Source organism: Nocardioides ungokensis (genome assembly GCF_013466985.1).
Lineage (GTDB): Bacteria > Actinomycetota > Actinomycetes > Propionibacteriales > Nocardioidaceae > Nocardioides > Nocardioides ungokensis.
Genome location: NZ_CP059164.1, coordinates 1,379,105 through 1,392,130 on the forward strand (window position 1 = coordinate 1,379,105; position 13,026 = coordinate 1,392,130).

Sequence of the window (13,026 nt, forward strand, 5' to 3'; positions counted from 1 at the left end):
TTGTTCCGCTCCGCTGTCACGCTCCATCGCTGTCGACAGCCGCTCGGAAGGTGTGGACGACATGGACACTGCATGGTTCGAGGACCTGCCGCTCGACTGGACGCGGCCCGTTGTCCGCGATGCGACGGCGGCGATCGTCGTCGGCTATCCGATGACCAACCAGATCATGCTGCTGGCCAAGAACGCAGGGCTGGCCACGGGGTCGATCGACTTCAACGGGCCGATCAAGTTCGTCGTCCGCGACGTCCTCGAGAAGGCGCGTCTTGCGGATCGCCTCGAGCAGCTGCTTTTCGAGGTGTTCGCCGACCCCGAGGTCGGGGGCCTGCACGAGGCGTTGCGCAAGACTATGCGGGGCCACGAGGCGAAAGTGCAGGCGGCTGCCCTGGCGCGGCGCCCGTCTCTCGACCTCCTCGGTCGTCTCCCGGCCGACGTGGCTGTCCAGGGCGAGACCGGCACGGAGACGCTGCTGAACGCGATGGCGGCGTTCGAGGATCCGGCTCTCTTTCGGTCGCGTCTGGCGGCCAGCGAGGTACGCGTTTGTCAGGTGGTGGTGGGCGGCGAGGCGGCGGGGTCGGGGTTTCTGGTCGGACCCCAGCACATCCTGACGAACTGGCACGTCGCACAGAGCCTCGGCGGCCCGGGCAGGGACGGAGTGGCGCTCTTCGACCACAAGCGCGACACCCAGGGCGCGGTGGTCAACCCCGGGCGCCCCGTGCCCTTCGCGGCCGACTGGAAGGTGGCATCCAGCGGCTTCGCCGCCGACTCTGTCGAGCTCAGCCCCGAAGGCCCCGCCATGGGCCTGTTCGACTACGCCCTCGTGCAGCTCTCCGAACCAGTCGGGTCGGAGGGCATCGCCCCTGACCACTCGGGCGACCCGCGCGGGTCGTTCGCGCTGAGCGCCCGGACGACTCCCATCTCGGCGGACGAGCCGCTGTGGGTGCTGGGCCACCCTTCGACGGCCGACGTCCAGTTCCCGTTGCTGTTGTCGTTCGCCAGCCCGTCGGGCGCGAACCTGTCGACCAACCTCACCCGCCTGCGCTATAAGATGAACACCAAGAAGGGCAGCTCGGGCTCCGTCGTCCTCGACCGCAACTTTGACGCGGTGGCGCTTCACCACTTCGGGGGAGCGACGGACAACCAGGGCGTTCCCATCGGCCTGGTTGTCGAGGACGTGCGCAAGCAGGTGACTGAGGCCGCGGTTCGGGCCCAGATCGGCTTGTGAACTCGTGGCGATCATCCGCAACATCGGGCGGCCCGCACTCCGGGTAGCGCCCGGCCTGAGCGTCGACTGGTCGCACTGGCCCGAGACGGTCGAGATCACCGAGCCGCCGCACAATCGGGTAGCCCGGACGGTTGCGGCGGTCGGCCGACTGATGGCCAAGGGCAACGCACCGATGCCGTGGGTCGGCTCCTGCTTCCTGGCGGGACCCGGACTCGTGTTGGCAGCGTCGTTCGCGGTCAGCTCGGTCACCGAAGGCGCCGGCACCAGCGTGGCCTTCCAGGCCGGCAAGCAGCTGTCGGTCCAGTTCGCCGATGGGAGCGCCAAGGACGTGGCCCGCGTGCTCTTCCTGCACCCGTTCTTCCGCGTCGCGCTCCTCGAGCTGGCGGACGGTGATGGCCTCCCCGAACCGCTCAGCATCGCCTCGACCAGTCCCGAGAACCTCGGCGGCAGGGACGTTGCGGTCGTGTCGTGTGCCGGGACGGACTCACGCAACGCCCCCGACGTCGTGGCGAAGATCTTCGGCGAGGGCCTGGACGAGTTCTTCTTCGTGCAACCCGGCAAGGTGCTCGGGCTCGGCACCTTCTCGGGTGGTGGGGCACCAGGCCTGTTGCACGACTGCAGCACCGTCGGCGGATCCAGCGGTGGCCCGCTGATCGAGCTCGCGAGCGGCGACGTCCTCGGGCTGCACACCAGTGGTCTTGCGGGCGCCAACAACTACGCGGAGCCGCTCTGGGAGCTGGCCCGCGATCCCGTCGTCTGGGACTTCGACATCTTCTTCCGTCCCGCGGCCAGACCGCCCTGGCTCGACGCGTGGGGTACGCCGGTCGTGCCCGACGTCCCGCAGCCCTCACCGGGTCCCGCAGCGGGCACCTGGACCGTCAAGCAGCTGCCCCCGCTCGACTTCTCGAACGCGACGGTGCAGCTGCTGCTGCGCACCCTATTCACGGCCTTCAGCAGCACGGAGGTCGCCATGAGCATCGCGCTGGACGCAGGGGTGACCCGCGGGACGGTCGACGACCAGGGATCTGCGGAGGTGGTGTGGCGCCGGATCCTCGACAAAGCCAGTACCAAGGGAGTCCTCGGGACCCTCGTCCAGAGGGTGCACGACGACCCGGAGAACCGGGGCATCGCGCCGATTCTGGCGCCGATGTTGTGAGAGCAGGCTGACCGAGGAGGGCAATCATGAGCGATCTGGACCGCCTCAGGGCGATGAACGCCGCCGTACGCCGGCGCGACAGCCTGCTGCACCAGGAGCTGGCCGAGAAGTCGGCCCAGCGCGCTGACGCCGAGCGCCCTGGCTTCGAGGGGATGGCCGACGAGTTCGGCGCCGAGTCGATCGTGCTGCGTCAAGGCCGCCCGGTGCTCGCGATCAAGCGGGACCAGGCCGAGCTCGTGCTGGAGGAAGCCGACACCGTCACCTGGCGCGATCGGCTGACCGCCGCCAGCGCCCACATCACGCGGGCGGCCCGGTCGGTCGGCAGGGTCGAGGTGGAGGGCCACAGCCTCGCCTGGCTTGGCACCGGGTGGCTGATCGCACCCGACACGATCATTACCAACCGCCACGTGGCCGGCGAGTTCGGCCGGGACACCGGGACCACATTCGTGTTCCGGGAGGGGCTCGGCGGCACCGCCATGGTCGCGTCGATCGACCTCCTTGAGGAGATCGACCGCGGGGAGAGCCTGGCCTTCCAGCTCACAGAGATCCTGTACATCGAAGACACAAACGGGCCGGACCTTGCGTTCCTTCGGGTGGAGCAGATCGCCGGCGACAACCCGCCCGTCCCGATCCGGCTGTCCGAGACCTCGCAGCCCGACGAGCTGGTGGCGGTCATCGGCTACCCAGCCCGCGACAGCCGCATCCCGGACGCCGACCTCATGGACGAGATCTTCGGGAACGTCTATGACAAGAAGCGTCTGGCCCCGGGACAACTCATGGAGCCGCGCGAGGGGACCCTGGTCCACGACTGCTCGACGTTGGGCGGCAACTCTGGGTCGGTGCTGCTTTCCCTCGACACCGGCGAGGCGGTCGGGCTGCACTTCGCGGGCAGGTTCCTCCAGGGAAACCTGGCCGTGCCCAGCCAGGTCGTGGCGCAACGGCTCGACGACCTCCGCAGCGGGCGGCCCATGCGCCAGCCGATGATCGAGGCCGGAGCAGCGCCGCTTGCCTCGCCGTCCGCACCTTCCGTCGCCGGTGCCTCGTCGACGATGAGCTTCCTGGTTCCCCTGACAGTGACTGTCCAGCTAGGCGACCCCACCGTCGCCGGGGCACCGGGAGTGACGGTCGCGGCCGGGTCATCCGGCGCACGTATGGAAGAGACAGGCGAGACGTTCGTCGAGACCCGCGTCGAGGACTATCTCGACCGCACGGGATACGACCCGGCCTTCCTCGGCGACGGCTTCGCCGTGCCACTGCCCGTCGTGACAGCAGACCTCGACGACGTGCTGACCTTCGAGTTCGCCGGCGAGCGGCAGCAGGTGCTCAAGTACGAGCACTTCTCGGTGCAGATGGGCACGCGGCGCAAGCTGCTACGGTGGAGCGCCGTCAACATCGACGGCACCACCGAGATCGAGAACCTCGGGCGGCCCGGCTGGCGCAACGACCCGCGGATCCCGACCGACGCGCAGATCAGGGACGCGCCCTACGGCAACTCACCGAAGTTCGCGCGCGGCCACATGACCCGGCGTGAGTACCCCAACTGGGGCACCCAGGAGATCGCCGAGCGGGCCAATGCCGACACGATGCACGTCACCAACGTCGCCCCGCAGATGCAGACCTTCAACGGCGGTGTCTGGCTGCAGTTGGAGGGGTACGCACTCCAGAACGCACGCAAGAGCGACGTGAAGATCTGCGTTGCCACCGGACCGATCTTCGCCGAGGAAGACCCGGTGAAGTACGGCGTCACGATTCCCGTCGAGTTCTGGAAGGTGATCGCCTTCATCCACGACGACACCGGCAAGCTCAGTGCCACCGGCTACACGATGTCCCAGCTCAGCCACCTCAAGGACGAGGAGTTCGTGTTCGGTGCGCACGACACCGCGCAGCGGACGATCAGCTCGATCGAGGCCCGCACGGGCTTGTCCTTCGGCCCACTGGCGGCGCTCGACCCGTTCGTGGAGCCCGAGGGCGTCGAGCCGCCAGTCCTCACCGACGTCAGTCAGATCAAGCTCGTGTGAGGCACCCGTGACGCACTTCCTCGACAAGTTGCCGCCGCTCGACCTCAACGATCCGGCTGCCCGGGACCTGTGGAACCTTCTCGCATCCGTCTACCAGTCGAAGCCAGAGGTCCGCGACCTGTCGGAGCAGGCCGGTCTCGACGGCAGCGAGTTCAACTGGGACCAGCCCATGCGTTGGGTCTGGCGCGACATTCTCAACCTGGCCCACCGACGCGGGAGGCTGCGCCTGCTTCTCGAGCAGATCAGCCAGTCCGGAGACACGGCGATCGCCGCCAGGATCGACGAGCTGGTCGTCCCGGCGCCGGTGACGTCAGCTCCCGCCCCCGCGCCGGACACGACATGGAAGGGATTCGGCGACCCCGGACTGGAGAAGGTCATCCAAGCCGAGCCAACGTTCCTGGACATCGCGTTCCTCCGTCGAGGCGTCGAGCTGGGCGCGGCTGTCTGCCGCCTCCTGGTGACGATGAGCGGCCAGCACTTCCTCGGCACAGGCTTCCGGATCGGCGAGGACCTCATTCTCACCAACCACCACGTCATGTTCGACCGCGACCACGGCGATGCTCCCGCCGCCGCCGTCGAGGCGTGGTTCGGCTACGAACGGACCTTCGCGGGGCTCGACCTGGAACCGACGGTCGTCAACGGCGACCCCGCGTCGATCGTCGGTGCAGCCGACCACGACTGGGCCGTCGTACGCACCACGGACGCCATGCCCACGGACGCGCCGGTCATCGAGCTGACCGGCGCCGCACCCGTCCGGGTCGACGATCGCGTGTACATCATCCAGCACCCGAGCGGGGCACCGAAGAAGATCGGCATGATCCACAACGTCGTCCGCTCCGTCGACGACGACGTGGTCCAGTACCTCACCGACACCGAAGGCGGGTCGTCGGGATCCCCCGTGTTCAACGAGCAGTGGGGTCTCGTCGCGCTTCACCACCAGTGGGTCGAGGCGAAGACGAACGGCCTGACCGAGATCCGCAACCAGGGCCGACGCATCGAGCGCGTCGTGGCCGGCCTCCAGGCAGCGCAGGTGATCTAGCCGATGTCCTTCTACGACGAGCCGTTCGACCCCACCAGCGCCAAGGGCGCCAAGCTGATGGAGCTCGCGCTCATCGGCTTCGAGGACAAGGCGCCCCTCAAGCTGTTCGTCGCGGCGCTGGGGGTCGCCCCCACTGACATCAACTGGGACCAGAGCGTCAAGAAGGTCTGGGGCGAGGCCCTCACGGCCATCGCCGCCCTGCACCGGATACGCGACTTCCTGCTGGCAGCCAAGGCCGACGAGAACTATGCGGCCGGGCGTGACGACATCATCGCCTTCATCGCCGTCTGCGACGCCGAGAGTGCGGCAGGCGTGGTCGCCGCGCCACCTACCCTCCACGAGCTCGCTCGCACCACGCTCGTCGGACTGCGCCCCTTCGTCAACCGGGTCCAGCTGCGCGACAACCTGGTGTCGCTGTTCGACCCCGACGGCGCCCGCACGATGGTGGTCGGCGGACCACGGTTCTCGGGGCGCAGCTACACCTGGGTGCTCGCCTCGCACGTGGCGCGTCGGTTCAGCGGGATGGACACCAAGCTGATCGACCTCACCACCTTCACCGATGCCCAGGCGACGCCCGTGGATGTCGCCCGGATGATCGCCGACTCCTTGGAGTGGACCGACTGGCCCAAGCCGGCAGACATCGATCCGACGGCTCAAGACGCGACGAATGCTCGGATCTTGCGGCCGCAGCTGGTGAACCGGCTGAGCGGTCTCGGTCCCGTCTGCCTGTTCTTCGACGGCCTCGACGGGTCCAACCTCACCGAGGCGACGGTCGAGTTCGTCGCGGACATCGCTGCGGCTGCCGGCAACGACGAGTTGGGTGAATGCCGGGTCGTCCTCCTCGCGTTCGACCGGGCCATCCCCAACCCGAACGTCGACCCGTTCGTGCTGCGCGAGCCGCCGCTGGCCGACATCCCGCTCACCGAGGTGACCTCCTACTTCCAGCAGGTCGCGAAGGAGGCCCACACAGCGCTCACTGACACCCAAGCCGCCGAGCTCGTCGTGACGGTGTTCGGCAGTCCTGCTCCCGATCCGGTCCCGATATCGACGATTCGTGCCAACGCGACCAAGCTCAGCGCGGCGGCGCGCGGCCTGAAGGGAGGCGCCTGACATGGCCCAGATGCACGAGCTCTCCGATGCCAGGTTCCTCGAGATCCTCAAGTCGGTCCGGTCCACGGGTTCGGCCAAGGTCGACGAGCCCGGTCAACGGCTGCGCGAGTACGTCGCACTGTCGAGTGCGTTCGACGCTGCATCACTGCCCGGCGCCGGCTCCGGTCTGATAAAGGATCCCGAGGTCGATCAGTTCCTTGCCCGCGACTGCGAGCCGGTGAGAACCCGTAGCGGCGAGAAGTGGCGACTCGTGCCGACGTACGCCGGGAGACCTTGGCTGAGCTGGACCGCACCGGGCGGCTGGGCAGCCTCACCGGGGGTGCGGACCCGCTCGACGTCGGGTACGTAATGGCCCGCCGCTACATCGACGGCGAGGCCCCGACACTCGCTGAGCAGTCGCTTGACGAGCTGCAAGGCACGGCGACCGCCTCGGAGTGGTTGTCCGACACGAAGGTGCGCATCCCAACCGCGGAAGAGGCGCGCGGCCAGCGGACGATCGAAAACCTGCTGCGCCCGCTCCGCGGGCTCGTCGCCGAGGGCTTCGTCGGTCGGAAGGCCGAGCTTCAGCAGCTCTCCGACTACGCCGAGGTGCTGCCGCCCAGCTCGCGCAAGGCGTCGGCAACACGCCGCGTGCGTCGCTTCCTCAGCGGAACGAGCGACCACCGCTGCTCATCCACGCACCCGGAGGAGCGGGCAAGTCGACGCTCGTGGCGAGGTTCATCCTCGACCATGTCGATGACGGTGCCGCCCACCGCTTCCCCTTCGCCTACCTGAGCTTCGACCGTCAGGAGCTGCGGATCGACCAACCACTCACCCTGCTCGCGGATGCCGCAGACCAGCTGGCCGCACTCTTCCCGAAGGTCGCAGCCGGGGCGGTCGCACTTGGCCATGCCGCGCGCGCATCGGTGGCAGCCGCCGATGCTTCGCGGCTGGCCCCACACGCGTCCAAGAGCGGACGCACCGTGCGCTACCAGGACACGGCCGCGGATGAGGAGGTCCTGCTGGTCCGCTATGCCGGGCTCGTCGAGGCCGCTGTCGGCGACCGCGACCATCCGCACGTCTGGGTGCTGGACACCTTCGAGGTCGCCCAGCGCCAATCTCCGAACGACGTCGATACGCTGTGGGCGTTCCTCGATCGTTTCCAGGACCAGTGTCCGCGCCTTCGGGTCATGTGTGTGTGGGCGCGTGCCGATGGAAGGACATGAAACTGTCGACCTGCCGTTGGCAGGGCTGGACCGAGCCTCGGCCTTGCAGTTGCTGCGCCAGGAGTTGGCAGGCATCGACCTACCCGACCAGTTCCTGTCGTCGGTCGTCGACACTGTCTCCTCTCACCCGCTCAGCCTCCGTCTGGCAGCGCAGGCTCTGCGCACCGACGGTGCGGCCGTGCTTGCGAGCGAGGAGGCGCGGCGACAGTTCTTGTTCGGCCTGCGGGACAGCTCCGTGCAGGGTGTGCTGCTACGCCGGATCCTCGCTCACATCGCCGACCCCGAGGTCCGCAAGCTCGCGGAGGGCTGCCTGGTCGTCCGCGTCGTCACGCCAGGTGTGATCCGCCACGTGCTCGCCCGCCCGGCCGGCCTGGAAGTCATGAACGACGCTGGTGCTCGCGACCTCTTCGAGCGGATGGCCGGCGAGGTGGCGCTCGTGCAACGCATAGGTCCCAACGAACTCGTAGCGCGGTCCGACCTGCGCAAGGTCGCGCTGCCGTTGCTTCGCGACGGCTCCCCCGAGAGGGTCGAGAAGATCCAGAGCTCGGCCGTCCGCTACTACTCCAAACAGGACTCGTTCGTGGCCAAGGCGGAGGAGCTCTACTACCGCCTCTGCTTGGGGCAGTCGACGGCCACCCTCGACAAGGCGTTCGACCGTGCCGCCGGGCTGGAGCTGGCTGAAGTCTCGGATTTCCCCGCCGCGAGCCAGGTCTACCTGGCGACCAAGCTGGGCCTCACCGTCCGACCCGAGCTGCTGAGCGAGGCCGACGACCTCTCGTGGGCACGCCAGGCCGCCCTGACCGCTCGGCGCCTCCTCGACGCTGACAGGGCCGCGGAGGCGCTGGCTGTGGTGACCCAGCGGAGTACCGACGTGAGCCTGCCGTTCACGGCAGCCATCGAGGTCGAGGCACTCGGGTCCCTGCGCAGGTTCGAGGAGGCCCTGTCGGTGGCGGACCAGTGGGCCGTCCTCGCCACCGACAAACAAGACAGCGACACCTACGTCGACCTCAGGCTACTGACGGCGAGGATCGCCGAGGACACCGGCGACACGGACCAGGCCCTGGGCTGGCTCCGGGAGATCGACGCCCTGGTCCGCCTGCCGAAACAGCTGCCGGACCGTCTCGCGGCGCGCGTGGCCATCGTGCGCATCCACCGTAAGTCCGGAACCAGCCAGAGCGACGAGGCCGTCCGCATGCGCGAGTCGCTGATCGAGGACGCCAGGTCCTTGACTGCACGCGACCGGAGCCGGGACCCGAGCCTGGTTCGTGACCTGGCCGCCGAGATCGGCAAGGAGGTGCCTTCCCTGGCCCGCGACGCGTTACGGCTCGGCGGCTACAAGGACGCCCCGGCCACACCCGCGAAGGGCAAGCCGCGCAAGCGACGGCCAGCTAAGCAGTCGCTCACCCAGTCCGAGCGCGGCCAGGAGCTGACCGAGTCGATGGACGAGGGCGTCGCCGCCGACGTCGCCGAGACCTTCCGAGCCGAGGCCGACGCGTCTCCGTTCGAGTGACCGGCGACTCAGGACCGAGCATCCACGGGCAAGGCGGGCAGCGAACGGCGCCATGCCGCGGCCACGATGCGCAGTGAGCGTCGTGGGACGCGGATTCGCCAGGAGGGCCGCGCAGGGCGTTCGAAGGGTTCGACCCACACCCACACGGACACGACGAGCATGACCGCCAGGTGCCAGGCCGGGGCTAGCAGGGCCACGAGCATCAGTGCCCAGCAGGAAGCCAGGCACCACGCCGCGTGCGTGACGCCGTACCGTAGCGCCGCCCGGTCAGCGGACCAGCCGAACGACGGGAGCGGCGGCTGCGTGCAGTGCCGGTTGAGGGAGTACTGCTTCCAGGGTGAGAGCTGCCACACGACAGCGACCACCAGTCCGGCCGCCCACGCCAGCTGAGTCGAACCAGTCACCGATCGAAGCAGCGAGGCCACCACGAGCAGGGCGAGGCTGCCGAGCATCCACACCGACATGGACCCCACCGTCACGAGCCCGATCGCCCGACGGCGACGCCTGCGCAGGCTCCGGGCATAGACGTGCCGCACCGCGGGTATCAACAGCGGAGCCATCATCGCTGTCACCATCAGCACCCAGCCGAGCCCGACGTCCAGGTTGCTGGCGGGCGTCGCGGTGGCCGCCGTGTCGCCGCCCATCAAGTGGTGGTGGTGTCCGGATGGCATGGGCTCTGCCATCGAGTGCGTGGGGGCAGCGCGTCCACCGCCCAACAGCGATGACAGCGGCTGCGCGAAAAGGAGCAGTGACCAGGCCGCCGCGGTCACTACCAGGACTGGCCTCCGGACTCGCCGACGCTCGCGGGCTTCGGGCGACACAGCAGGCCTTCAGCGACCCTGGCGGAACACACTGACACGGCCGATGTTCAGGCCCTTGTCGTCCGGGAGCGGGAAGGCGGGAACGATCCGCACCGGTATCTCGTCGATGTCGAGCCTGCCCTCGCGCCGGAGCCGGTCGACGACGTCGGTGACGTCGAGCACGAAGCGGAGGCCCTGACCCGCGTGCTCGTCCTTCAGATCGCTGGCCTGGCTGACGCCGAAGGGCATGATCGTGCCGACCAGCGCTTCGGGATGCTCCGCCGGGTCCTCGTCGTCGCCGAGGCCGACGTAAACGCTGAAGGCCGACGCGTCGGACTGACCGCGGACGTTTTCGAGATTGAGCAGCACCTGCTCTGGGGCAGCCACGGCTTCCGCGCCGCTGTCCTTGGCGGCGAGGCCGTCGGAGACCCGCCGGCGGGCGTCGGCATCGAGGCGGACCCGCGTGCGGGACTCGTCGCCGCCGACCTGCACGCTCTCGTCGTTGGCGCCCACGAGTTCGACATTGGCTGCTCGCGGCACGGCGACACCTTCTGGTCCGGGCTGGTCCTCGGGCATCGCCCCTCCCCCGTCCGGTGACAGGTCGTCGTACTCGTAGGCGAGGTCCTCGTGGCCCCCGAGGTCCTCGAGATCCATCATCCCCTCGGGGGTGTAGGTGAGGGTCGAGTCGTCAGGCATCGGGGCGCAGAACCCCCGCTCGCCGTTGTTCGCCGGGCCAAGGAGCCACTCGGGATCCGACGGGTTGAGGTGGGTCGAGACCGTCAACCAGCTCGCCCACAGTCGGTCGATGTTGGCGTGGTGCAGCCAGAAGATCGGGTCGAGTCCCGCCGTCGATGGGAAGGACATCAGGCCGTCCTCGTTGGGCGGCTGCGCGTCGAAGCGACCCACCCAGCCATGCACCTGGTCATGAGGTTGCGACTCGAGGCGCCCGTGCGGGCCGCCGCCGTGATGGAAACCCGTGTCCACCCCACCGAACCCGGTGGTGCCGCCGTTGGAGACTCCCGTGTACTGCACGTCACCAAGCGCGTCCTGGTCGACGAACTGGAGCGGGACGAAGACGTCCCCGTCGCCGTTGGGGCCGAAGCGGAACTCGGTGAACAGCGGGTTGTCGCCAGTGCCGTCGGGCCAGTCCGGCGAGCCGAACGCGGGCGGGAGCCCGTTCTGGTTCGCTTTGAAGTAGTTCCAGTACGGCAGCGCCCAGTCCGCGGGCCCCCCGAGATTCATCACGGCTGCCCGGATGTTCGCCTCGAACGCCAGCAGGTAGCCCCGGTGCCAGGGCAGGAAGTACCAGCTGGCGTGCTGGCACTGCACCCAGAACTTCAGCAGCAACTCCTGGCTCGGTGGGACGTCCGCGGCGGTGAGAGCACCCAGGCGCACCCACCGCGCCTGTTCGAAGCCGTGGATGCCGGCGTAGAAGCGCCAGCTCGTCGGATCGGCCAGCGGCCGGGCCTTCATGGCCTCCACGCCCCGGGCGTACCAGAGGACTTCGTCGGCCCAGTCGTCGCCCAGATCCCACACGTTGCGTCGGATAAACGTCATGCCCGCGCACCTCCCCGTGCCTCCGCTACGACATCCCCGGAGTCCGACGCGTGCGAGTAGGGGCCGTCCGGGATCCCTCGAATATGCATCACGTGGAAACGACGCTACGCCGTTACAGAGCGGCACGCGACCCTTGCCGGCCTAACGGTTGCCACACTGCACAACGATTAGCGATCGCGGGCGTCGACTTCCAAACCTCTGATCCAATGGACGACATCGCATCGATGTGACCTTCGAGAACGGAATACAAGGCTTCATCTCCGTCAAGTGGAAGGCGACGGCCGCCGGGGAACCGTAGTCGGGTCAGATTCCGCTGGCTGCGTCCTTCAGGTCCTTGTCGATCGCGGCGATCCGTATGGCGGCGAGCTTGCTTCTGTACGTCGTCGTGCCGCCAACTTTGAGTATGCGAAGTCGCGTCACGGCGGCTCGTGCGAGATCAGCCTGTGAGTCGTTGAGGCCGACACCGCTTCTCACTTGGTTGGCCGCCCACGTGACGATCGGTGTGAGGGCATCGATGTGTGCGACTAGGTCTGTGTGGTTGCGGAGAAGGCAACCCACGGGGTCCTTCTTGTCGGGGGCGTAGTCGGCTAGCAGGGTAATGGTGTTCCACAGAGAGTGGCCACGGCTCGTGATGTACGTCCTGGCGGGTCCGGCTGTATTGGCCTCGAGCAGCTTTGTGGCGTCGAACTCGGCGCCGGGCTTGAGGGTGGCAAGGCCGGCAACCGTCTTCGCTGCGATGGATGAAGCGGCCTTGGGGTCGTCGGGGCTGGGCAGCCGGACGTCATCCGCGGAAAGGGTTCCGGTGACTGGGGCCACCGCCGTATGGATGATGGTGGCACCCGGTTCGAGCGCTCGAGCAGGGTCGGCAAATAGTTCGACTCGGGCCTCGTCGGCGAGTTCTTGGAGAATCCCGTCGAGGGAGCGGTCCGCCGTGTGTCCCGGGCGGCCCCAGGCGTTGGAGTCTCGAATTGTTCTGACAGTGTCAGGTAGGGACTCGAGGCGGATCTCACCATCGAGTTCGATGTCTGCGATGACGGCGATAGCGGTGGGGTAGACGCGTACTCGGACGGTTGCGGTCGCCTTTTTGTCTGGCGTGATCAGAGTCGTGGACGGGACCAACTGATGGGGGATGACGTAGTCGAAGGCACGGTCGGCCGAGAGCGGCGCGCCAGGCTTGATCATCTTGGCGCTCAAGTAGTTGCTCCAGAAGCGCGACCAGTGCCGATCTGGGCCTGTGGTCCACGGGAGCGCGTGACCCTCATCGAGGGTGTCATGCTCGCGTTGATATCCCCGCCGTGTCGACATTCGACCTAGACCAGGCTCACCGAGGAGCGTTGATTGGTCGACGACACAGATGACGTTGGCCAGCACCTTGGTAACGGTCGCTGCTGTCGGAGGCGTTCCGTTCA

The 13,026-nt window shown here is 68.1% G+C and carries 12 protein-coding genes; 9 read left to right on the forward strand and 3 right to left on the reverse strand.

What is annotated here, in order from left to right; genetic code table 11:
- Nucleotides 1–61: 61 nt before the first annotated feature.
- The 9 genes from H0S67_RS06910 to H0S67_RS06950 all read left to right on the forward strand — a co-directional run bounded on the left by H0S67_RS06910 (nucleotide 62) and on the right by H0S67_RS06950 (nucleotide 9,260).
- Complete coding sequence (locus H0S67_RS06910) at nucleotides 62–1,222, forward strand: trypsin-like serine peptidase (RefSeq protein ID WP_180935975.1); 1,161 nt, start codon at nucleotides 62–64, stop codon at nucleotides 1,220–1,222.
- A 4-nt stretch (nucleotides 1,223–1,226) separates the two neighbouring features.
- The gene (locus H0S67_RS06915; RefSeq protein ID WP_180935976.1) at nucleotides 1,227–2,378 is read left to right on the forward strand and encodes a trypsin-like peptidase domain-containing protein; all 1,152 of its coding nucleotides are present in this window, start codon (nucleotides 1,227–1,229) and stop codon (nucleotides 2,376–2,378) included.
- Between the two features lie 26 nt (nucleotides 2,379–2,404).
- Nucleotides 2,405–4,396, forward strand: coding sequence for a DNA/RNA non-specific endonuclease (locus H0S67_RS06920; protein ID WP_180935977.1), 1,992 nt, complete (start codon nucleotides 2,405–2,407; stop codon nucleotides 4,394–4,396).
- Nucleotides 4,397–4,403: 7 nt separating this feature from the next.
- The gene (locus H0S67_RS06925; RefSeq protein WP_180935978.1) at nucleotides 4,404–5,435 is read left to right on the forward strand and encodes a trypsin-like serine peptidase; all 1,032 of its coding nucleotides are present in this window, start codon (nucleotides 4,404–4,406) and stop codon (nucleotides 5,433–5,435) included.
- A gap of 3 nt (nucleotides 5,436–5,438) precedes the next feature.
- A complete protein-coding gene (locus H0S67_RS06930) occupies nucleotides 5,439–6,545 on the forward strand; it encodes a hypothetical protein (RefSeq protein WP_180935979.1) in 1,107 nt (368 codons plus the stop codon).
- A 10-nt stretch (nucleotides 6,546–6,555) separates the two neighbouring features.
- The gene (locus H0S67_RS06935) at nucleotides 6,556–6,894 is read left to right on the forward strand and encodes a hypothetical protein (RefSeq protein ID WP_180935980.1); all 339 of its coding nucleotides are present in this window, start codon (nucleotides 6,556–6,558) and stop codon (nucleotides 6,892–6,894) included.
- Nucleotides 6,894–7,319, forward strand: a complete 426-nt coding sequence (locus H0S67_RS06940; protein WP_180935981.1) for a hypothetical protein — start codon at nucleotides 6,894–6,896, stop codon at nucleotides 7,317–7,319. The genes H0S67_RS06935 and H0S67_RS06940 overlap by 1 nt, the downstream gene beginning before the upstream one ends.
- A complete protein-coding gene (locus H0S67_RS06945) occupies nucleotides 7,253–7,750 on the forward strand; it encodes a hypothetical protein (RefSeq protein WP_180935982.1) in 498 nt (165 codons plus the stop codon). The genes H0S67_RS06940 and H0S67_RS06945 overlap by 67 nt, the downstream gene beginning before the upstream one ends.
- A 178-nt stretch (nucleotides 7,751–7,928) precedes the next feature.
- Nucleotides 7,929–9,260: a hypothetical protein gene (locus H0S67_RS06950; RefSeq protein WP_180935983.1), complete on the forward strand. Its 1,332-nt coding sequence runs from the start codon at nucleotides 7,929–7,931 to the stop codon at nucleotides 9,258–9,260.
- An 8-nt stretch (nucleotides 9,261–9,268) separates the two neighbouring features.
- Here the strand turns inward: H0S67_RS06950 and H0S67_RS06955 are convergent, their stop codons facing one another.
- The 3 genes from H0S67_RS06955 to H0S67_RS06965 all read right to left on the reverse strand — a co-directional run bounded on the left by H0S67_RS06955 (nucleotide 9,269) and on the right by H0S67_RS06965 (nucleotide 12,988).
- On the reverse strand, nucleotides 9,269–9,904 hold the full coding sequence (locus H0S67_RS06955; RefSeq protein ID WP_180935984.1) for a copper chaperone: 636 nt from the start codon (nucleotides 9,902–9,904) through the stop codon (nucleotides 9,269–9,271).
- A 186-nt stretch (nucleotides 9,905–10,090) separates the two neighbouring features.
- Nucleotides 10,091–11,743 carry a tyrosinase family protein gene (locus tag H0S67_RS06960; protein WP_219635535.1) on the reverse strand — a complete coding sequence of 551 codons (1,653 nt, stop codon included), beginning with the start codon at nucleotides 11,741–11,743 and terminating at the stop codon, nucleotides 10,091–10,093.
- A gap of 177 nt (nucleotides 11,744–11,920) precedes the next feature.
- The gene (locus H0S67_RS06965) at nucleotides 11,921–12,988 is read right to left on the reverse strand and encodes a hypothetical protein (protein ID WP_180935985.1); all 1,068 of its coding nucleotides are present in this window, start codon (nucleotides 12,986–12,988) and stop codon (nucleotides 11,921–11,923) included.
- Nucleotides 12,989–13,026: the final 38 nt, after the last annotated feature.